Annotated in this window: 22 protein-coding genes; 10 read left to right on the top strand and 12 right to left on the bottom strand. The window is 68.6% G+C overall.

All coding sequences use genetic code 11. The features are described from left to right. The first annotated feature begins 111 nt into the window (after window positions 1-111). Complete coding sequence (locus tag AC1DY7_RS27560; RefSeq protein ID WP_477496929.1) at window positions 112-1701, top strand: N-acetylmuramoyl-L-alanine amidase; 1590 nt, start codon at window positions 112-114, stop codon at window positions 1699-1701. A 33-nt stretch (window positions 1702-1734) separates the two neighbouring features. Here AC1DY7_RS27560 and AC1DY7_RS27555 read toward each other — a convergent pair whose 3' ends face one another. Together AC1DY7_RS27555 and AC1DY7_RS27550 are read right to left on the bottom strand one after the other, a co-directional pair. Next, window positions 1735-2547 carry an HAD family hydrolase gene (locus AC1DY7_RS27555; protein WP_477496928.1) on the bottom strand — a complete coding sequence of 271 codons (813 nt, stop codon included), beginning with the start codon at window positions 2545-2547 and terminating at the stop codon, window positions 1735-1737. Window positions 2548-2549: 2 nt separating this feature from the next. Beyond that, window positions 2550-3320, bottom strand: a complete 771-nt coding sequence (locus AC1DY7_RS27550; protein ID WP_477496927.1) for a lysophospholipid acyltransferase family protein — start codon at window positions 3318-3320, stop codon at window positions 2550-2552. Window positions 3321-3437: 117 nt separating this feature from the next. Between AC1DY7_RS27550 and AC1DY7_RS27545 the strand changes: the two genes are divergently transcribed. Together AC1DY7_RS27545 and AC1DY7_RS27540 are read left to right on the top strand one after the other, a co-directional pair. Continuing rightward, window positions 3438-4982 carry a Rieske 2Fe-2S domain-containing protein gene (locus tag AC1DY7_RS27545; protein WP_477496926.1) on the top strand — a complete coding sequence of 515 codons (1545 nt, stop codon included), beginning with the start codon at window positions 3438-3440 and terminating at the stop codon, window positions 4980-4982. Then, window positions 4979-5317 carry a hypothetical protein gene (locus tag AC1DY7_RS27540; protein WP_477496925.1) on the top strand — a complete coding sequence of 113 codons (339 nt, stop codon included), beginning with the start codon at window positions 4979-4981 and terminating at the stop codon, window positions 5315-5317. The genes AC1DY7_RS27545 and AC1DY7_RS27540 overlap by 4 nt, the downstream gene beginning before the upstream one ends. Before the next feature lie 4 nt (window positions 5318-5321). Here AC1DY7_RS27540 and AC1DY7_RS27535 read toward each other — a convergent pair whose 3' ends face one another. The 5 genes from AC1DY7_RS27535 to serS all read right to left on the bottom strand — a co-directional run bounded on the left by AC1DY7_RS27535 (window position 5322) and on the right by serS (window position 9357). Next, window positions 5322-5663 carry a thiocyanate hydrolase gene (locus AC1DY7_RS27535; RefSeq protein WP_477496924.1) on the bottom strand — a complete coding sequence of 114 codons (342 nt, stop codon included), beginning with the start codon at window positions 5661-5663 and terminating at the stop codon, window positions 5322-5324. After that, on the bottom strand, window positions 5660-6358 hold the full coding sequence (scnC, locus tag AC1DY7_RS27530; protein ID WP_477496923.1) for a thiocyanate hydrolase subunit gamma: 699 nt from the start codon (window positions 6356-6358) through the stop codon (window positions 5660-5662). Before scnC ends, AC1DY7_RS27535 begins: the two co-directional genes overlap by 4 nt. Next, the gene (locus tag AC1DY7_RS27525) at window positions 6358-7197 is read right to left on the bottom strand and encodes an SH3-like domain-containing protein (protein ID WP_477496922.1); all 840 of its coding nucleotides are present in this window, start codon (window positions 7195-7197) and stop codon (window positions 6358-6360) included. Before AC1DY7_RS27525 ends, scnC begins: the two co-directional genes overlap by 1 nt. A gap of 109 nt (window positions 7198-7306) precedes the next feature. Beyond that, window positions 7307-8107: a DUF5718 family protein gene (locus AC1DY7_RS27520; RefSeq protein WP_477496921.1), complete on the bottom strand. Its 801-nt coding sequence runs from the start codon at window positions 8105-8107 to the stop codon at window positions 7307-7309. Next, entirely contained in the window at window positions 8104-9357 is a 1254-nt protein-coding gene (serS, locus tag AC1DY7_RS27515) for a serine--tRNA ligase (RefSeq protein ID WP_477496920.1), read from the bottom strand. The genes AC1DY7_RS27520 and serS overlap by 4 nt, the downstream gene beginning before the upstream one ends. Window positions 9358-9462: 105 nt before the next feature. On the opposite strand from serS, the gene AC1DY7_RS27510 reads away from it, so the two are divergent. Genes AC1DY7_RS27510 through AC1DY7_RS27500 form a run of 3 tightly spaced genes read left to right on the top strand, consistent with a single transcriptional unit; the run spans window position 9463 to window position 11544 of the window. Next, window positions 9463-10917, top strand: a complete 1455-nt coding sequence (locus AC1DY7_RS27510) for a septum formation family protein (protein ID WP_477496957.1) — start codon at window positions 9463-9465, stop codon at window positions 10915-10917. Window positions 10918-10924: 7 nt separating this feature from the next. Then, the gene (locus tag AC1DY7_RS27505) at window positions 10925-11275 is read left to right on the top strand and encodes a metallopeptidase family protein (protein WP_477496919.1); all 351 of its coding nucleotides are present in this window, start codon (window positions 10925-10927) and stop codon (window positions 11273-11275) included. Between the two features lie 53 nt (window positions 11276-11328). Further along, window positions 11329-11544 carry a hypothetical protein gene (locus AC1DY7_RS27500; RefSeq protein WP_477496918.1) on the top strand — a complete coding sequence of 72 codons (216 nt, stop codon included), beginning with the start codon at window positions 11329-11331 and terminating at the stop codon, window positions 11542-11544. On the opposite strand, the gene AC1DY7_RS27495 is transcribed toward AC1DY7_RS27500, so the two are convergent. After that, on the bottom strand, window positions 11496-12167 hold the full coding sequence (locus AC1DY7_RS27495) for a histidine phosphatase family protein (protein WP_477496917.1): 672 nt from the start codon (window positions 12165-12167) through the stop codon (window positions 11496-11498). The genes AC1DY7_RS27500 and AC1DY7_RS27495 overlap by 49 nt on opposite strands. Continuing rightward, complete coding sequence (gene pheA / locus AC1DY7_RS27490) at window positions 12164-13084, bottom strand: prephenate dehydratase (protein WP_477496916.1); 921 nt, start codon at window positions 13082-13084, stop codon at window positions 12164-12166. Before pheA ends, AC1DY7_RS27495 begins: the two co-directional genes overlap by 4 nt. Before the next feature lie 115 nt (window positions 13085-13199). Here pheA and AC1DY7_RS27485 point away from each other — a divergent pair, with 115 nt between their 5' ends. From AC1DY7_RS27485 to AC1DY7_RS27470, 4 genes are all read left to right on the top strand, one after another. Continuing rightward, the gene (locus AC1DY7_RS27485; protein WP_477496915.1) at window positions 13200-13991 is read left to right on the top strand and encodes a DUF2470 domain-containing protein; all 792 of its coding nucleotides are present in this window, start codon (window positions 13200-13202) and stop codon (window positions 13989-13991) included. A 31-nt stretch (window positions 13992-14022) separates the two neighbouring features. Further along, window positions 14023-14790 (top strand): CPBP family intramembrane glutamic endopeptidase, encoded by a 768-nt coding sequence (locus AC1DY7_RS27480; protein WP_477496914.1) that lies wholly within the window; start codon window positions 14023-14025, stop codon window positions 14788-14790. 265 nt (window positions 14791-15055) lie between these two features. Further along, window positions 15056-16063 (top strand): LCP family protein, encoded by a 1008-nt coding sequence (locus tag AC1DY7_RS27475; protein WP_477496956.1) that lies wholly within the window; start codon window positions 15056-15058, stop codon window positions 16061-16063. A 125-nt stretch (window positions 16064-16188) separates the two neighbouring features. Further along, entirely contained in the window at window positions 16189-16734 is a 546-nt protein-coding gene (locus AC1DY7_RS27470) for a ferritin (RefSeq protein ID WP_477496913.1), read from the top strand. A 1-nt stretch (window position 16735) separates the two neighbouring features. Here AC1DY7_RS27470 and AC1DY7_RS27465 read toward each other — a convergent pair whose 3' ends face one another. The 3 genes from AC1DY7_RS27465 to AC1DY7_RS27455 are packed head-to-tail and all read right to left on the bottom strand — an operon-like array spanning window position 16736 to window position 19025. Further along, window positions 16736-17602: a glycerophosphodiester phosphodiesterase gene (locus AC1DY7_RS27465; RefSeq protein ID WP_477496912.1), complete on the bottom strand. Its 867-nt coding sequence runs from the start codon at window positions 17600-17602 to the stop codon at window positions 16736-16738. Window positions 17603-17606: 4 nt separating this feature from the next. After that, complete coding sequence (locus tag AC1DY7_RS27460; protein ID WP_477496911.1) at window positions 17607-18662, bottom strand: DUF4328 domain-containing protein; 1056 nt, start codon at window positions 18660-18662, stop codon at window positions 17607-17609. 21 nt (window positions 18663-18683) lie between these two features. Beyond that, complete coding sequence (locus tag AC1DY7_RS27455; RefSeq protein ID WP_477496910.1) at window positions 18684-19025, bottom strand: rhodanese-like domain-containing protein; 342 nt, start codon at window positions 19023-19025, stop codon at window positions 18684-18686. Between the last annotated feature and the right edge of the window lie 270 nt (window positions 19026-19295).

Here is a 19295-nt window from a genome sequence, read left to right as displayed (position 1 = left end):
CCGAACGGCACCGCAGAAGCCCTTCCGGCTCTGCGGTGCCGTTATGTGATGAGCAGAATTCATGTCGTGTCGAAACTCTGGTAACACCAGACCCATACGTAACATCAGGGCGTGTCGCGTCGTCGTCCTGCACCCTCACTGCTGCTGTCAGCGGTCGTGGGCACGGTTGTGATCCTGCCGTGGGCGGTCAACGGCGTGCCCCAGAATCCCGGTCCCCCGCCCGTCGTCATCAGCCAACAGCCGCTGGCCGGACTGGGCGGTGCCGACGCGGCCGGTGAGACCATCCGCGAAGTCCACCAGGACACCCCGTTCTCGATGGTGGCCATCACCGCCGACGACCTGGACGGCACCACCGCACGGGTTCGGGCCAAGCAACCCGACGGCGCGTGGGGGCCCTGGTACGAGACGGAGACCCTCGAAGGCGTCGGCCCGGAAGGCAAGACCACGCACGGCACCGAGCCGGTGTTCGTCGGACGCACCACCACCGTGCAGATCTCCGTCACGCATGCGCCGCCACCCGCGCATCCCAAGCCAGATCTCGGCTACATCCCGGCCAACGTCGAGCAGCCGCTGCCCATGAACGTCAATGCCGTGCTGATCAGCCCGCCCAAGGCGCCGGTGGACGGGCAGTTCAACCCGCCGGCCGCCGCGACGACCATTCCCGGCCAGCCCCCGAACATCATCAGCCGCGCCCAGTGGGGCGCCGACGAGGGCATGAAGTGCGGCGCACCCATTTACGACCGGGGCGTGCGCGCCGGCGTCGTGCACCACACCGCGGGCAGCAACGACTACCTGCCCGAGGACTCCGCGGCGATCGTGCGGTCGATCTACGAGTACCACGCCCGCACGCTGGGCTGGTGCGACATCGCCTACAACGCCATGGTCGACAAGTACGGGCAGGTGTTCGAAGGCCGCGCGGGCGGGATGGACCGGCCGGTCCAGGGCGCGCACACCGGTGGGTTCAACACCGACACCTGGGGTGTGGCGATGCTCGGCGACTTCGACGTCGTGCCGCCGACCCCCGTCCAGCTGCGCACGGTGGGCAGGCTGCTGGGCTGGCGGCTCGGGCTCGACCATGTCGACCCGCTGGGCACCGTCGCGCTGACCTCGGCGGGCGGCGGTTTCACCAAGTTCCCGCAAGGCGCCGTGGAAACCCTGCCCACGATCTTCACCCACCGCGACGTCGGCAACACCGACTGCCCGGGCAACGCCGCATACGCCCTGATGCCCGTGCTGCGCGATATCGCCGCCCGGTTCAACCGGCCCGCCGGCCCCGCCGACCTGGTGGACACGCTGCGCGGCGGTGCGATCTTCGCCAGGTGGCAGGCGATGGGCGCGGACAAGGGCCCGCTCGGTGTGCCCACCTCGCCCGAAGCCGCCGGCGACGGCGCGGCCCGCTATGTGACCTTCGATCGCGGGGCCATGTACTGGTCACCGGTCAGCGGCGCGCAACCGGTGACCGGGGCGATCTACGACGCCTGGGGCTCGCTGGGTTTCGAGCGTGGCGCACTGGGCCTGCCCACCAGCGGCGAGATCAACGAACCGCTGTGGATCGTGCAGAACTTCCAGCACGGCACCCTGAACTTCGACCGGGAGACCGGCGAGATCACCCGCGTCACCGACGGTGTGCCGCTGAAGCTGCCCGCACCGAATCACTCACCGATCCAGATGGAGCGGTTCACCCCGATCGACGCGCGCTGAATCATTTCCCGTCGCTTCGCTCGCCTGGTGAACCTACATCCACCAGCGTTCGAGCACCCGCGCCACGCCGTCCTCGGCATTGGTGCCGGTGACCTCGTCGGCCGCGGCCAGCGCATCCGGATGCGCGTTGCCCATCGCGACACCCAGGCCCGCCCAGCGCAGCATCGGGACGTCGTTGGGCATGTCCCCGAATGTCACCACGTCCGCAGCGACGATGCCCAGCGGCCGGGCCACCTCGTCGATCCCGGTCGCCTTGCTGATGCCCAGCGGCACCACCTCGATCAGACCGTTGTTGGTGGAGTACGTCAGGTCGCCCGCAGCGCCGATGTGCGGGGCCAGCGCCTCGGCCATGTCCGCGCTGCGCGCGCCGGACTTACGGATCAGCAGCTTGACCGCGGGGGCACTGAGCAGGTCCTCCAGCGACACCTCGGTGTTGTCGGGGTTCAGCCACGCATGCTCGTAGCCCGGTGAACTGACGAACTGCGGGGTGGCCGCGTCGTGCGCGCTGCGACCCACCCGCTCGACCGCCAAGCCCGCTCCCGGGATGATCGCGGTGGCGATGTCGGCCAGCACGGCGAGCACCTCTGCCGAGAGGGTGCGGGCGGACACGATGCGATCGGTCGCCGAGTCGTAGATCACCGCGCCGTTGGCGCAGACCGCCATGGGCGCGAAGCCCAGTTGCTCGACCACCGGGGGCACCCAGCGCGGCGGCCGGCCGGTGGCCAGCACGAACTGGGCGCCGGCGTCGACGGCGGCGCGCACCGCGGCCCTGGTCCTGGCGGTGACGTGTTCGTCCTCGTCGAGCAGCGTGCCGTCGACGTCGGTGGCGATGAGAGTGGGCAGCATCCCTATTCCGGCGCCTCACCGGCGCGCTGGGCCCGGCGGGCGGCCTTCTCCGCAGCCTCGTCGGCATCCATCCGGTTGGCCTCGGCCAGCGTCGGCGCACCGCCGCCGAGGCGGTGCGGAACCCAGAACTCGCCGGCCGGATGCTGCCCGTACTCGTCCTGGACCCGCTCCAGCAGGTGCTGCATCCGGGAATGCAGCAGGGCGGTCAACTCGGCGGCAGGCAGCGTCGGGTAGATGGGTTCGCCGACAGCGACCGTGATGGGCACCTTGGGCCTGCGCATGTTGCGCGGATGGCCCTTGGTCCAGACGCGCTGGGCGCCCCAGACGATGTGCGGGACGATCGGCACGTCGGCCGCGATGGCCATCCGCGCGGCGCCGGACTTGAAGTCCTTGATCTCGAAGCTGCGGCTGATGGTGGCCTCGGGATACACCCCGACCAGCTCACCGGACTTGAGGGCCTGGCAGGCGGCGGTGAACGATTCGGCGCCGCTGGCGCGGTCCACCTCGATGTGCCGCAGGCTGCGCATGATCGGGCCGCTGACCTTGCTGTCGAAGACTTCCTTCTTCGCCATGAACCGAACCTTGCGGCCACGGTGCTGCAGGTACGCGGGCAACCCGGCGAACGTGAAATCGAAATAGCTGGTGTGGTTGATCGCGATGACCGCTCCCCCGGTGACGGGGAGGTTCTCCACCCCGGTCACGGTGAACTTCAAGCCCTGCAACCGCCACACCAGGCGGGCGGCTTGAATGACAGTTCCGTATACCGGTTCCACACCGAACAGCCTAGTGCCGGACGCATTGCCCGCCCACACGGCAAGTCTCGGGCGCGCGGCCCCCGCCGCGCCGGTTACCCTGATAGCGCACGACGGTAACCATGCGAAAGGGTATTTGTGCAGGTCACGAGCGTGGGGCACGCAGGCTTCCGGATTGACACGGCGGCAGGCAGCATCTTGTGCGACCCCTGGGTCAATCCGGCGTACTTCGCCTCCTGGTTCCCGTTCCCGGACAACAGCACGCTGGACTGGGACGCCTTCGGGGACTGCGACTACCTCTACGTCAGCCACCTGCACAAGGACCATTTCGACCCGGTGAACCTGCGCGATCACGTCAATAAGGACGCGGTGGTGCTGTTGCCGGACTTCCCGGTGCCCGATCTGCGCCGCGAGCTGGAAGCCCTGGGTTTCCACACCTTCGTCGAGACCACGGACTCGGTGAAGCAGATCGTCAGCGGGCCCAAGGGCGATCTCGACGTGATGATCATCGCGCTGCGCGCCCCGGCCGACGGCCCCATCGGCGACTCGGGCCTGGTCGTGTCGGACGGCGTGACCACCGCGTTCAACATGAACGACGCCCGGCCGGTGGATCTGGACGTTCTCGGCCAGTTCGGCCCCATCGACGTGCACATGCTGCAGTACTCCGGCGCCATCTGGTACCCGATGGTCTACGACATGCCGGCCCGGGCCAAGGAGGCCTTCGGAACCCAGAAGCGCCAGCGCCAGATGGACCGCTGCCGCCAGTACATCGCCCAGGTGGGGGCCACGTGGGTGGTGCCGTCGGCGGGGCCGCCCTGCTTCCTGGATCCGGAGTTGCGCGATCTCAACGACGATCACGGCGACCCGGCCAACATCTTCCCGGACCAGATCGTCTTCCTGGACCAGATGCGCACCCACGGTCACCACGGCGGGCTGCTGATGATCCCCGGCTCGACAGCGGATTTCGCGGGCTCGCAACTGAATTCGCTGACCCATCCGGTGCCGGACCCCGAGGAGATCTTCACCACCGGCAAGGCCGCCTACATCGAGGACTACGCCCGGCGGATGGCGCCCGTGCTGGCCGCCGAGAAGGCCGCGTGGGCGCCTGCCGAAGGCGAGTCGCTCCTGGAGCCACTGCGTGCGCGGTTCGAGCCGATCATGATCCAGTCCGACCAGATCTGCGACGGCATCGGGTATCCGGTGGAGCTGCGGCTCGGACCCGAGACGATCGTCCTGGACTTCCCCAAACGTGCTGTCCGCGAGCCGGTTCCGGACGAGAAGTTCCGCTACGGTTTCGAGATACCGGCCCAGCTGGTGCGCACCGTGGTGCGCGACAACGAACCCGACTGGGTGAACACAATCTTCCTGTCCACCCGGTTCAAGGCGTGGCGGGTGGGTGGGTACAACGAGTTCCTCTACACGTTCTTCAAATGCCTCACCGATGAACGCATCGCCTACGCGGACGGCTGGTTCGCCGAAGCCCACGACGACACAGCCTCGACCACGCTGGACGGCTGGGAGATCCAGCGCCGGTGTCCGCACCTGAAAGCCGACCTGTCCAAATTCGGTGTGGTGGAAGGCTCCACATTGACCTGCAACCTGCACGGCTGGCAGTGGAACCTGGAGAACGGCCGCTGCCTGACGGCCAAGGGCCACCCGTTGCGGAGTGCGAAACAGTCATGACCACAGCGCTGTCCTACGACGACGGGCTGGTCCTGCTGGACCGCCAGGCCCTGACACTGCGCCGCTATCATTTCCCGTCCGGGACATCGAAGATCATTGCGCTGCGCTCGATTCGGGGATACAAGACCGAATCGATGCGCCTCGCTTTCGACCGGTTCCGGATCTGGGGACCGTCCGACGATCCGCGCCGCTGGCTGCCGCTGGACGTGTGGCGGCCCATCAAATCCACCCTGGTGGTGCTCGACGTGCCCGGCACCCGGCCCAGCCCCGCGTTCACCCCGCTGCGGGTCAAGGAGTTCCTGTCGGTGCTCGACGAGTTGCTGGGCCAGGCCTGAAGCGTCAGGCCTGCAGCCGGGCCCGCACGGCGGCCAGCCGCTGCGCCAGCTCCTGCTCACCGATGACCCCGCGCTCCAGGAGCGAATGGGCCAGCGCCATCAGCTGGTTCTCCGGGTAGGGAAGCTCCGAGTACACCGACGCCGACAGCGCGTCCTCCTCGTCCCGTCGTTGCTTGAAGTCGGGGATGTCGGCCTCGCACCCGGCGCGGTCCAGGGCGTCGCACATGCCGTCGAGGCTGGTTTTCCACGGCGGGACCGGATTCTCGACACCGTACTTCGCCGCCATCCGCGGCCACACCTGGTTGCGCTCGACGATGCCGGCCAGCGCTTCGGGCGGGGTGCTCATGCGCCGTTCGGGTGGATGGCGGGGCGGGTCTCGACGATGACGTTGGTGGTCACGCCGGCCTTTGGCAGGGCGACGCCGATGAGGCTGTCGCGGGTGACGATCTCGGCCAGCTGGTCCTCGGTCCAGCCGTCGGTGCCCGCCGGCCGCAGCGGCATCACCATGAACCGGTGCTTCTGGTTCGAATCCTGCACTCGCACTTCGACATCGTCGCCCAGATAGAGGCCGAACTCGGAGAGCACCTGCCGCGGCCAGCGCACCAGGCGACGCCGGTAGTTGGGTGTGCGGTACCACTCGGGCGAATTGCCCAGGATCGGGCGCGGGTAGCAGGAGCACAGCGCGCACACGATGACGTGGTGCACCGTCGGGGTGTCGGCGAGGATCTCGAAGGCGGTGAAGTCACTCGGCGTACCGAAGCCGGTGGGCTCCATCCAGTCGACGCCCACCTCCTTGCTGGCGGTCATCGGCTCCGCCAGCGCCAGTGCCTTGAAGTCGGGGTCCAGCCAGGCGCGCGCCACCAACTTCGCCGCGGGTGTAGGCCCGATCTGTTCGGCGAACTCGGTGAAGCGACGGTGCTCCTCCGCGGTGAAAATGCCCTTCTCGATGCACAATTCGCGCAGTGCGATCTCGAGCACCTCGAAGTCGGTGATCTCGTCGACCATCGGCTTGACAGTGCGGTCGTGGTCGTGGTCGTGCATCAGGCGCCTCGCAACCAGTGTTCGGGGATCTCGGTCCGCAATGTGTCGGCGGGCGCTCCGGTGTAGTCGTCCCAGAGCGACGCCATGGTGAACTGCACGACGTAGAACCATTCCGGCTTGGCGTCGGAGCGGGCCCACGTCTCATCTTCGGCGGCCGGGCTCTCGTAGGCGACGACGGCGATCTCGCCTTCGGCGCCGCGGCAGTACTCGGGTGTGCGGGTGTAGAACAGCACCGGCAGTTCGTCGCGCACCACCACCCGGTCGCCGACCTTGAACTTGGCGGCACCGGCCTGGCCCGCGTACACCTGCGGATCACCCTTGCCGACGGCATGGATGTGGTGCTCGTTGCGGGCGACCCCCGACCCGTCGCCCTCGCACTTGGGTTCGGCCTTGAGCTGCTTGCCGTCGAGGCCGTCGGCGTAGCGGCCCGCCACCTCGAGCATCCGCTCGGTGAGTTCGGTGAGCCCGATGTGGTGCTTCTCGACGAGCACCCGCGCAACCGAGAGCAGCCACCTGCCGTAGTACGGAAACCCTTGGTAGACAGCGCGTCCCACGTCGACATTGCCGATCCGGCGCCGTTCCTCGGACAGCCAGATACCGCGCCAGGCGAGCACTTCGCAGATGACGTAGGTCATGTGCTCCCAGTACTCGTAATCCTTGTTGACGTAGCGCATCGGCGCGTCGGGCTCACCGCCGACGTCGTGGACCGGCTTGGTGAGCGCGACGATCCGGCCGTGGTCCATCAGGTCCGGGTAGGGCGCGTCGGGGATCTCGGGATACGCCGATTTCAGCCGGCCAACGAGATCGAGTTGGGTAGCGCGTTCGGCAGCCGTACTCATGCGTGTTTCCCCCTAGGCAGGCGGCATGGCCATCGCTTCGGGGTCAGTACATCGCACAACGGCACCCGGTGTACGGGGAACCGCCGCGATTCATGACCAGACGCTTCGCTCAGCGAACTTTCTGGCGCAATTCGGAGTACAGGTCCGAGGCGGTGTCGTACACGCGGACCACCGCTTCGTCGCCGGGCGCCAGGAACGTCGTCTCACCCAGTGGGGTGTAGCGGGTGGCACCGATCCCGATGAGCACATGCTCGGGGTGTCCCGAGGAGACCATCAGCGCACCGACGTCCTCCAGCGGCGTGTCCGGCGAACCCTTCTGGTTGGCCAGCCGCTCGACGATCCAGTCCAGCAGCACCTCGCCGTAGTACGAGTAGCCCAGCAGCGGGCTGTCCACGCCGTACTCGTGCTCCTGGCCGTCGGCCGAATGCAGGAAACACACCAGCCGCAGGGTGGCGGTCGGGCCGTCCGGGGTGAGGTCGGTGATGTCGAAGAACTGCCGCGCAACACCTTTGGACGCCGGGCCCCAGTTCTTCTTGTGGCTGATCTTCGGGGCGTTGGGCCGCCGGATGGAACAGTCGTTGAACGCACCGAGGGCGAACGGCCGCAGCGACGCCACGGTGTCGCCCCGCCACGTCACCTCACACGCCAGCCCCACCTCCGGCTCGATCTGCAGGTTCAGCGGCGTATCGCTGGCGGGCAGGGCGATCGCGTCGTGCGAGAGCGGGAACTCGCCGAGGAAGCTGTCGTATCCCGGTGCGTACCAAGGGAAGATGCCCTTCGGTGCCGTCCCTTCCGATTGCACATTGGCGAAATCAACTGCCTCACCGGCTTGTTCGAGATGGCCGGCGAAGTTGCCCGCCACCCCGAAGCCGAACCAGTTCCGCAGCTCTGCGTCGTCGAGTTCGATCACGCTGTCAGGACCTCCGTACCGAGATAGGGCACCAGCGCGGCGGGTACCCGCACGCTGCCGTCGGGCTGCTGATGGTTCTCCAGGATCGCGACCAGCCACCGGGTGGTGGCCAGGGTGCCGTTGAGCGTCGCGGCGATCTGCGGCTTGCCGTCGTCGTCGCGGTAGCGGGTGGACAGCCGGCGAGCCTGGAACGTGGAGCAGTTCGACGTCGAGGTGAGTTCGCGATAGGTCCCCTGCGTGGGCACCCAGGCCTCACAGTCGAACTTGCGCGCCGCCGATGAGCCGAGATCGCCTGCGGCGACGTCGATCACGCGGTAGGGCACCTCGATGGCGGCCAGCATCTCGCGCTGCCAGCCGAGCAGTCGCTGGTGTTCGGCCTCGGCGTCCTGCGGCTTGCAGTAGACGAACGCCTCGACCTTGTCGAACTGGTGCACACGGATGATGCCGCGGGTGTCCTTGCCGTAGCTACCTGCTTCGCGGCGGAAGCATGACGACCACCCGGCGTAGCGCTTCGGACCGTCGGACAGGTCCAGGATCTCGTCGGAGTGATAACCCGCCAGCGGCACCTCGGAGGTGCCCACCAGGTAGAGGTCGTCCTCGTCGAGGTGGTAGATCTCGTCGGCGTGCGAGCCGAGGAATCCGGTGCCCGCCATGACTTCCGGTCGCACCAGCACCGGCGGGATCATCAAGGTGAAACCGTTCGCGGTGGCCAGCCGCACGGCCAGCTGCAGCAGGCCCAGTTGCAGCAACGCGCCCTGACCGGTCAGGAAGTAGAAGCGCGAGCCGGACACCTTGGCGCCGCGCTCCATGTCGATCAGGCCCAGCGCCTCGCCGAGCTCGAGATGGTCCTTCGGCGACTCGATCGCCGGGGTACCGCCGACGGTGTCCAGCACGACGAAGTTGTCCTCGCCACCCGCGGGCACCCCGTCGACGACGACGTTCCCGACGGCCATATGGGCCGCGGTGAACGCGCTCTCGGCCTGCGCCTGCGCGGCTTCGGCGGATTTGACGGCCTCGGCGAGTTCCTTGGCACGCGCCAGCAGGGCGGGGCGCTCCTCCGCGGACGCCTTGCCCACCGACTTGCTTGCCGTCTTCTGCTCGGCACGCAGATTGTCGGCGGCCGAGATGGCGGAACGGCGGGCGGTATCCGCATCCAGCAGCGCGTCCACCAGGCCCGGATCCTCGCCGCGGGCACGTTGTGACGCACGCACCCGGTCGGGTTCGTCACGCAGTAGCTTGAGGTCGATCACGGCGGTAACCCTACTGTGCCGATCCGCGTCGGCCGGGGCAGCATGCCACAACCCCATAACATTACAACTGCATCACTTGTCACAGCCCGTGACACGCCTGTCACAATAGAACCGATGTTGGACGCACCCGAACACCCGGAGCCGTTCCTGTACGACGGGACGGCCGAACCAGGCCACTCTCGGCGGAGGCTGGCCTGGTTGCGCGATGCGCAGCTCACCCCGACCCGACGTGCACTGCTGTTGACCGCGCTCGGCGGCCTCATGATCGCCGGCGTCATCACCGTTCTGCCCGACACCGCCGCAGGTGGCCGACTTGCCGGCCTGAGCTCTGGCGCCAACGGCCTGTCCCGGTCCAACAGCACGTTCGATCACGCCGCCAGCGGGTCCTGCCTGAACTGGCCGGACCGGGTGCCCGACGCCGCCCAGATCGTCGACTGCACCACCGAGCACCGGTTCGAGGTGGCCGAGGCGATCGACCTGCGCGCCTTCCCGGGCACCGAGTACGGCGCGGACGCCGCCCCGCCGTCGCCGGCCCGGATCCAGCAGATCAGCCAGGAACAGTGCCAGAGCGCCGTCCAGCGCTACCTGGGCGACAAGTACGACCCGAACGGCCGGTTCGCGGTGAGCCTGCTCTGGTCCGGGGAGAAGGCGTGGCGGCAGAACGGCGAACGCCGGATGCTGTGCGGATTGCAGCTGCCCGGGGCCGAGAACCAGCAGCAGGCCTTCCAGGGCAAGGTCGCTGCGGTCGATCAGTCGAAGGTGTGGCCGGCAGGCACCTGCCTGGGTATCGACCCCGCCACCAACCAGCCGACCGATGTCCCCGTCGACTGCGCCAGCCCGCACGCGCTGGAGGTCACCGGTGCGGTGAACCTCGCCGAGAAGTACCCCGCCGGCGTCCCGCCCGACCAGGAGCAGGATTCCTACGTCAAGGACACCTGCGCGACGGTCACCGACGGATACCTGTCGCCCCTGAAGTTGCGCACCACCACGCTGACGCTGGTATACAGCACCATTTCGCTGCCCAGCTGGCTGGCCGGCAGCCACCAGGTGTCCTGCAGCATCGGCACCACCCTGGGCAACGGTGGCTGGTCCACCCTGCTCAACAGCGCCAAGGGTGCGCTGATGATCAACGGCCGGCCACCCGTCCCACCGCCGGACATCCCCGACGAGCGCCTCAACATGCCCGCCATTCCGGCGCCGTCCATCGATCTGTCCCAGAGTCAGTCCTCCGGGTCCTACGACTCGAGCCAGTCGTCGCAGCAGACCCAGTCGACCCAGCAGACGCAGTCCAATCAGCATCTGCCCGGGCAGGGCACCCAGACACCCACGACGCAGAGCGCCCAGCCGTCGTCGCCGGCACCGGTACCGCCCGGCGGTGGTAACACGTTCATCAACGGTCCCCCGCCGCCGCCTCCGGGTGAGGTCGGCGACCAGCCCCTGCCGGGCGCAGGCCCGCCGCTGGACGGCCCGCCGCCCCCGGCGGATGCTCCCGCGGCACCGCCTGCGGGTCCGGCCCCCGGCCCGGCCGAGCCGGTACTGCCGCCCCCGCCGGGGCAGTAATCGCCCGATGCCGGTGCAGATGAACCGGAAACGGTTCGACGAACTGGTGGGTGATGCGCTGGACCTGATCCCGCCCGAGCTGGCCGCCGCCGCCGACAACGTCGTCTTCCTGGTGGAAGGTCGCCATCCCGAGGAGCCCGAGCTGCTCGGCCTCTACGAGGGCGTGGCACTGACCGAACGCGACTCGTCCTACGGCGGCTACCTTCCGGACACCATCACCATCTACCGCGACGCGCTACTGGAGATGTGCGCGTCCGACGAAGAGGTGGTCGAGGAGGTCGCGATCACCGTGGTGCACGAACTGGCCCATCATTTCGGCATCGACGACGACCGGCTGCACGAATTGGGTTGGGCCTAGCAGATCCCGCGTGGGAGTCCCGGCTTGTCGGTGAGCGGTGCTAGAAACGAGTCATGGATGTTGGCTGTCGGGAGTGCGGGGCCGACCTCGCACACTGCCACGGCACCGTGATCCTGCACGTCGGGCAACGGCCCGAGTGCACCGACGACTGCGGCGCCCCGGAGATCGAACACACCTTCATCCTCGACTGTGCCGCCATCGGCTGCCTCTGCGCCGAGGTTCAGCCCATCGGATCGGGTACCGGGTCCTCACGGGTGCGCTCCGCGTAGAACGGCGGGCTCAGCAGCCCCCACTGCACGCAGCTCCAACGTCCGTCGGTGATGGGGCTGAGCACCACGCTCTCGGTGTTGGCGAGGTGATGATCGAGCGCGAAGTTGCCGTCCACCCCGGCCAGTACCGCGGACACCAGCCGGATGGCCGCGCCGTGGCTGACGACCACGATGTCGTCGTGCCAGTCCCGGTCGTCGAGGTGGCGCAACCGCAGTTTGGTGAGCACCGGGACAATCCGGTTCAGAACCTGGCGCCCGCTCTCTCCACCGGGCATGGACGCGTCGAGATCGCCCAGCTGCCAACGCTTGTACACCTCGTCGAACTGCTGCACGGCGGCGTCGTCGTTACGGTCCTCCAGATCGCCGACCTGGACCTCGTAGATGTCGTCGAACTCGTGGGGCGTCAGCGTCAGACCGGTGCCGATATCGGTGGCCGTCTCCCTGGCCCGGACGGCCACCGAGTGCGCCACCATGCCGACCGGATGCGTCCAGTCCCTCGCGAAGGTCTGCGCCTGTTCGTGGCCGAGGTCGGTGAGCGCCGCGCCGGGCGGGCGGGTGTCGAGGCGCTTCTCGACATTGCCGAAGGACTGCCCGTGCCGTACCAGTACCAGCCGCCCGCTCACGATCGCTCCCCCTGCCGTAGTGCTGTCAGCCACCGCGTCGCCACATCCGACGCCGGTGGCACTGCTCCCGTCGCGGCACCCGTCGGCCACGACCCCAGATAGCGGACGTCCGCACACCGCCGGTACAACGCCTTGAGCGCCTGCGCCACGGCGTCGTCGTCGATGTGCCCGACGCAGTCCAGGAAGAACTTGTAGGTGCCCAATTCCGTTCGGGTGGGCCGTGATTCGATGCGTGTGAGGTCGATGTCGCGGATCGCGAACTCGGTCATCGCGGCCACCAGCGCACCGGGCTCGTTGGCCAGGCTCAGCACCACCGAGGTGCGGTCGGCTCCGGTGCGGGCGGGCGGCGGTCCCGGTGTGCCCGCCAGCACGAACCGCGTCCGGGCATTGGGTTCGTCGACCACATCGGCGGCCAGCACCGCCAGCCCGTAACGCGTGGCTGCCAGCGCCGTGCTGACCCCGGCATCGGCGCGACCGCCGGCGACGTCCGCGGCGGCCGCCGCATTGGATTGGGCCGGGACCACCAACGCCTGCGGCAGTTCGGCAGCCAGCCACTTGCGGACCTGTGCGGCGGCGACGGGGAAGGCCGCGACGGTGGCGATGTCCGCCGCCGCGGTGCCCGTCCGGGTGACGATGCTGAACGAGACGTCCAGGGTGTGCTCGGCATAGACCTGCAGGGCCGATCCGGTGGCCAGGCCGTCGAGGGTGGGCAGCACCGATCCGTCGATGGAGTTCTCGAACGGGACGCACGCATAGTCGGTGCTGCCGGCCCGGACGGCTTCGAGCGCACCGGCGGGGCTGTCGTAGGGGACCGGGTCCACCGCGCCGCCTCCGGGCACCATCCCGAGGGCCGCCATCTGCAGCAATGCCGCCTCGGTGAACGTTCCCTCCGGTCCGAAGTAGGCGATGCGTGGCACGCCTTCAACCCTAGTGGCTGATCCCGGCGGGTCAGGTACGCCGAGAGGGAAACCTTGCGACCCCGGCCAGCATGTAGTTAAGTAAGGCTTACCTCACTAACCGGAAGGTGATCAGATGACGACTGTGGTGGCGGCACCGACAACGGCCGAGCGGATCCGCAGCGCCTGCACACGGGCCGGTGGCGCGATGCTCGCGGTCGAAGGACTGGAGCCGGCCGCAACCCCGGTGCACCACCTGCTCGCCGACGGTTCGTTCGCGATCACCATTCCCACCGACGGTCCGCTGGCCGGCGCGCTGGTCTCGGCCGGTGCCGGTGGCCTGCAGGCGGTCCTGGAAATGACGGACTATGCGCCGCTGCCGCTGCGCGAACCGGTCCGCTCCCTGGTATGGATCCGCGGCAGGCTGTTCACCGTGCCCACCGGCGAGATCCCCGGCCTACTGGACCTGATCGCCACCGATCACCCCAATCCCGCTCTGCTGCAGGTGAACACCGAAGGCACCCAGGGCGACGAGACCCCGTACGCCCTGGTGCGCCTGGAGATCGAATCCGTGGTGGTCGCCGACTCGACCGGCGCCGAATCTGTCGGTGTCGGCGCACTGCTGGAGGCCGTGCCCGACCCGTTCTGCGGGCTGGAGTCCGGGTGGCTGCGTCATCTGGAGTCGGCGCACCGCGACGTCGTGGAACGGCTCTCGGCGAAACTGCCGATGGCGCTGCGCACCGGCCGGGTCCGGCCGCTGGGCCTGGACCGCTACGGCGTGCAGCTACGGGTCGAGGACGAGACCGGCGATCATGACGTCCGACTGCCGTTCGCCAAGCCGGTCGACGACGTCACCGGACTGAGCCAGGCGATCCGGGTGCTGATGGGCTGCCCCTTCCTCAACGGGCTGCGCGCGCGCCGGATCTGAGCCCTACCCGACGGCGGCTACCGTGTCTGCGGTGACCGCCGGACCGGACCAACCCACGGACATGCCGAAGCGCACCGTCCGCATCGAGATCCTCGTCGTCCTCGCGGTCACCTTCGGCCTGAGTGCCTACACGGCACTGCTCGACCTCATCGAGGCCGTCCTGCTCGGCCTGTCCGGCCGCCACGTCGCCCTCAACCAGCGCCGCTCACCGTTCGACCTGATCGACTTCGGCCTGAACATGGCCTCGGTTTTCCAGCTGCTCGCCTGGGGTGCGCTGGGCCTTTATCTGTTGTGGCGCAGCGGCTTCGGGCCCAGAAGCATCGGGCTGGGCCGCATCCGCTGGCATCCCGACGTGACCGGCGGCCTGGCCCTGGCGGCGCTGATCGGGCTGCCCGGACTCGGGTTGTACGTCGCGGCACGGCTGTTGGGGCTGAGCGCCTCCGTCGAACCCGCCGAGCTGTACGACACGTGGTGGCGCATCCCGGTGCTGGTGGCCCTCGCCTTCGCCAACGGGTGGGCCGAAGAGATCATCGTTGTCGCGTTCCTGATCACCCGGCTGCGTCAGCTGCAGTTCAATCCGGCGGCGGTACTGGCCCTGTCCGCGGTCCTGCGCGGCGCCTACCACCTGTATCAGGGTTACAGCGCCGGGCTGGGCAATGTGGTCATGGGCCTGGTGTTCGGCTACGTCTGGATGCGTACGGGCCGGTTGTGGCCGTTGATCGTCGCGCACGGCCTGATCGACACCGTCGCCTTCGTCGGCTACTCCTTGGCCGCCGGCCACTTGAGCTGGCTCACCTGATTTCGCGGTCACTACCAGTACATTCGCAGTTGTGAACGACTACCGGCCGCCTGGACCGGAGCCGCTGCCCCGGAGGCGGCGGCCACCGCAGCGGGAGCCGTCGCAAGTCATCCGGCGCGATCCCGGTCATCGGCCGCCGCCGCCCTGGCCACCCAATCCGCCGACGCCGGCACCGCCGCCCACACCCCGGCGACCGGTTCCGCCACCCGTCAATCGGCCGGCATCTCCGCCGCCCACACCGCGCCGCCCGCCACCACCGCCCCCACTGCGTCAGGCGGCTCCCCCCACTCCCGCCAAACCCCGTCGCCGCGGTCGTCTCCGCCGCGCGGTGGCGGTGTTCATGGTGTTACTGCTCACCGTGCTGGCCGCCGGCGCCGCGAGTGCGGTGTGGTTCGACACCACGCTGCACCGGATTCCTGCGCTCGCGAGCTACCCGGACCGGCCTGGCGCCGGCAAGGGCGTCACCTGGTTACTGGTCGGGTCCGACAGTCGTCAGAACCTCAGCCCGGAGCAGCAGGCCGCCCTCGCCACGGGCGGTGACATCGGCAACGGCAGAACCGACACCATCCTCTTGGTCCACATCGGGGGCCTGGGATCGGGTGTGCCGACGACGATGGTGTCGCTGCCCCGGGACTCTTACGTGGACATCCCCGGCCACGGCGAGGACAAGATCAACGCCGCGTTCGCCATCGGCGGCGCACCCCTGCTGACCCAGACCGTGGAGCAGGCCACCGGGCTGCGGCTGGACCATTACGCCGAGGTCGGCTTCGACGGTTTCGCCGAACTCGTGGACGCGGTCGGCGGGGTGACCATGTGTCCGGCCGAGCCGATCAGTGACCCGCTGGCGGGTATCGATCTCCCGGCGGGCTGTCAGGAACTCGACGGACGCGACGCGCTGGGTTTCGTCCGCTCCCGTGCGACACCGCGGGCCGACCTGGACCGGATGCTCAACCAGCGCGCCTTCATGGCCGCACTCCTGCACCGCGCCGCCAGCCCCGAGGTGCTGCTGAACCCGCTGCGGTGGTATCCGATGGTGCACGCCGCGGGTGGAGCGCTCGCCGTCGATCAGGGCGGGCACGTCTGGGATCTGGCGCGGCTGGGCTGGGCGTTGCACGGGGACACCGTGACCACGACGGTGCCCATCGGCGAGTTCACCAGCAGCGACTCCGGCTCGGTGGTGGTGTGGGACAGCGAGGCGGCCGGTCGGCTGTTCGCCGCGCTGGGCGCCGACACCCCGGTGCCCGACGACGTCCTCAATACCGACGGGCCCTAGCTCCAGCAAACTTTTGCCGCATTCAAATGTTGGGTGTAACTGGAGTCACTCCAGTTAGGAAACGCTAACCTGAATAAGGGTGACCTTGGCTGACAGGTGCCCTGACCTGCACTATTGTCTTGATCATGAACGACGCGACCGCACTCGACACGAAATTCAACACCCTCCTGCGTGAACAGATCCGCAGTGAGTTCACCGCGTCGCAGCAATACATCGCCATTGCCGTGTACTGCGATGGGACGGACCTGCCCCGGCTGGCCGCGCATTTCTACGCCCAGTCCGTGGAAGAGCGCAATCACGCCATGATGCTGGTGCAGTACCTGCTCGATCGCGACCTGGATGTCGAGATCCCCGGCATCGATTCGGTGCACAACACCTTCGACACCCCCGCCCAGGCCCTACGGCTGGCGCTGGAGCAGGAGCGCACCGTCACCGAGCAGATCACCCGGCTGGCCAGCGTGGCCCGCGAAGAGGGCGACTACCTGGGCGAGCAGTTCATGCAGTGGTTCCTCAAGGAGCAGGTGGAGGAGGTCGCCACCATCTCGTCGCTGGTCCGCATCGCGGAGCGCGCCGGCGCCAACCTGTTCCATCTGGAGGACTTCGTCGCCCGCGAACTCACCCGCGGCGCCACCGACCCGAGCGCTCCGAAAGCGGCGGGCGGCAACCTCTGAACTAGTCCCGACCCGCCCCGGTCAGACCGTTCTGCAACCAGTCCTTGGTCCGGCCGGGGTGATTGGTAGCCACCCAGCCCACCCCGACGTCACGGCAATACCGCACGTCCTCGTAGTGGTCGACGGTCCAGCAGTACAGCGCCCGGCCCTGAGCGGCCGCGCGGTCGACCAGCTCGGGGTGGTCCCGCAAGGTGGCGATGGACGGACCGACGGCGGTGGCCCCGACGGTGGTGGCCGCGCTGCCGCCCAGATAGCGGGACGTCTCGCCCAGTAGCACCGTCGGCAGCATCGGCGCGGCACGCCGCACCCGCCACACCGCCGCGGCGGAGAACGACATGACCACCGCGCGGGCCAGATCCGCCGACGGCGGCGCGGCGATCCCGTACCGGTGCAGCAGGGCCAGCACTTTGCTCTCGACGAGCGCGCCGTAGCGCACGGGGTGCTTGGTCTCGATGAAGATCTTCACCGGCCGCTTCGAGTCCAGCACCAGCGTGATCAACGAGTCCAGCGTCAACAACCCGGTGTCACCGGTGGCGCCGCTCTCGCGCCAGCCCGCGTGCCAGGAGCCATAGTCCAGTTCCCGAAGCTGAGCCAGCGTCATCTCGCTGACCAGACCGGTTCCGTCGGAGGTGCGGTCCACCCGGCGGTCGTGCACACACACCAGGTGGCCGTCCCTGCTGAGCCGGACATCGCACTCGACGCCGTCGGCCCCTTCCTGCAACGCCAACTCGTAGGCGGCCAGCGTATGCTCCGGACGTTCGGCCGACGCGCCGCGGTGGGCGACGACGAAGGGGTCACGTACGGCTGAGGATTCCGATGTCGGTTCCGATCCGGCTGGCCCTGTGGCGCCGGCCTCGCCCGCGGTCATATGGCTATGCTGCCGGGTTTTGGTCTTCGGTCTCAACCGCTGGAGCGGATTCGCCCGAATGTTCACCGGATTCCGCGCCGGCGCCCGTGGCGACCATGACCCAGCGCTTGACCGGGCGGTCGACCGGGCGGCGTTCGAAGCCCTGGAACACCTGCAGCGCCAGCACGACGGTGGCCAGCGCCAGCAGGTACGCGATGGTCGTGGCCACGGTGTTGTTCGCGATGCCCTGGGCGTCGCTGACGAAACTGGTCGCGATCGACAACACCGACACGGCGGTGCTGAAGATCCAGGTGATCCACCATGCGGTGATCCGCAGGCCGGTACGCCCCTCGGCGCGGGCCAATTCGATCAGGTACACCGGCGCCCAGAAGAGGTTGACCAGCGGAACCAGGCACCCCGCCCACAGCTGCCATTTCGACCGCGGGTCGTCGCGGTCATTGTGGGCGAACACCGCGGCACGGCGCGCGATCAGCCAGTTGGTCAGCACCACCGCCGTGACGACCACCGCGAACAGCGCGAGCACGCTGGCGACCACGCCGCCCCAGGTGACCACCGCAGCGAGGACGGGGTTGAGCAGCACGGTCCGGTTGATCAGCAGCAGGGCGTAGCGCACCACGTGCATCACAGCGGCGAAGCCGAGGAACGCCATCGTGGCCACCAAGGTGACCCGGACCATCGTGGCCGACGGGCCGCCACGCGTCTCGGATTCCACACCCGTGCCGTCGGTGAGTTGGCCGGCCGGTCCGTACAGACTCCACCGCGGGACGCTCGCGTAGCGCGGGGTGGGCCCCAGCGGACGACGCTGGTGCCGCGGCGGCGGCGCCGCGCCGGGACGCACCGCGATCCACTTGAAGCCCTGCGGGAGCGGCCCGGGTTGCGGCCGGTTCGGGGCGCCGGCCGGCGGGCTCCAGCGCGGATCCTGGTTACCGGGCTGTGGCGGCTGCGGCGCTGACGGCAGCACGCCGGGCGCCAGCAGGGTGCCTCGGCATCGCGGGCACCAGGCCCGCTGACGGTCGCGGACGTTCCACCGCGTCCCACACTGGGCGCAGACCTGAATCACGCCGACCAGCCTACGGCCCGCTCAGACCGTTCCGGCGGAGCCGCCGTCGGTGGTGACCGGACGTCCGGCCTGCGTCCACGCCAGCATCCCGCCGGTCACGTTGGTGGGTTCGAACCCGTTCCTGGCCAGGTACTGGGCGACACGCAGGGACCGCCCGCCGGCGTGGCAGACGACGTAGAGCTTCGCGTCGCGGTCGATCTCGTCGATTCGGGCAGGCACATCGCCCATCGGGATGTGCTGCGCACCGGCGGCGTGACCCCGCTGCCATTCGTCGTCCTCGCGGACATCCAGGAAAACCACGGTTTCGTCGAACGCGACCGGAACGTCGTTCATTTCGGCGTGGAGCACCTCAATCTCGGACATGAGCACCCATTCTGTCCTGCCCGCCCGACAACGCAAGACTTCGGGTCATGCCGGCATGCGCCGCCGCCCCAGCAATGAATGAGCTATCCACAGTTTCCACAGGTCTATCCACAGGCACCGAGTGCCATAGAACCCCTCGCATGCGTGCGAATCATTGGATCGGCTGTGGATAACCTGAGCCCCAAAACGCCCCGTGATCAACAAGTCCGGACAGCGTCGAGCGAAAAAGCTCGCCCAGCTAACTTTCACGCACGGTCAATTCTGCCGAGT

It is taken from the genome of Mycobacterium sp. P2_H7 (assembly GCF_056403275.1).
The sequence above is the reverse complement of the archived record's forward strand: the minus strand, read 5'-3'. Positions and strand labels throughout refer to the sequence as shown.

Excerpts from the sequence above, each read along its gene's own strand:
- AC1DY7_RS27485 (WP_477496915.1), top strand. The coding sequence starts at position 13,200 with ATGACGACTGTGGTGGCGGCACCGACAACGGCCGAGCGGATCCGCAGC.
- AC1DY7_RS27465 (WP_477496912.1), bottom strand. The coding sequence starts at position 17,602 with ATGACCGCGGGCGAGGCCGGCGCCACAGGGCCAGCCGGATCGGAACCG.
- AC1DY7_RS27505 (WP_477496919.1), top strand. The coding sequence starts at position 10,925 with ATGCCGGTGCAGATGAACCGGAAACGGTTCGACGAACTGGTGGGTGAT.
- AC1DY7_RS27455 (WP_477496910.1), bottom strand. The coding sequence starts at position 19,025 with ATGTCCGAGATTGAGGTGCTCCACGCCGAAATGAACGACGTTCCGGTC.
- AC1DY7_RS27555 (WP_477496928.1), bottom strand. The coding sequence starts at position 2,547 with ATGCTGCCCACTCTCATCGCCACCGACGTCGACGGCACGCTGCTCGAC.
- AC1DY7_RS27470 (WP_477496913.1), top strand. The coding sequence starts at position 16,189 with ATGAACGACGCGACCGCACTCGACACGAAATTCAACACCCTCCTGCGT.
- AC1DY7_RS27540 (WP_477496925.1), top strand. The coding sequence starts at position 4,979 with ATGACCACAGCGCTGTCCTACGACGACGGGCTGGTCCTGCTGGACCGC.
- scnC (WP_477496923.1), bottom strand. The coding sequence starts at position 6,358 with ATGCACGACCACGACCACGACCGCACTGTCAAGCCGATGGTCGACGAG.
- AC1DY7_RS27535 (WP_477496924.1), bottom strand. The coding sequence starts at position 5,663 with ATGAGCACCCCGCCCGAAGCGCTGGCCGGCATCGTCGAGCGCAACCAG.
- AC1DY7_RS27500 (WP_477496918.1), top strand. The coding sequence starts at position 11,329 with ATGGATGTTGGCTGTCGGGAGTGCGGGGCCGACCTCGCACACTGCCAC.
- AC1DY7_RS27525 (WP_477496922.1), bottom strand. The coding sequence starts at position 7,197 with ATGAGTACGGCTGCCGAACGCGCTACCCAACTCGATCTCGTTGGCCGG.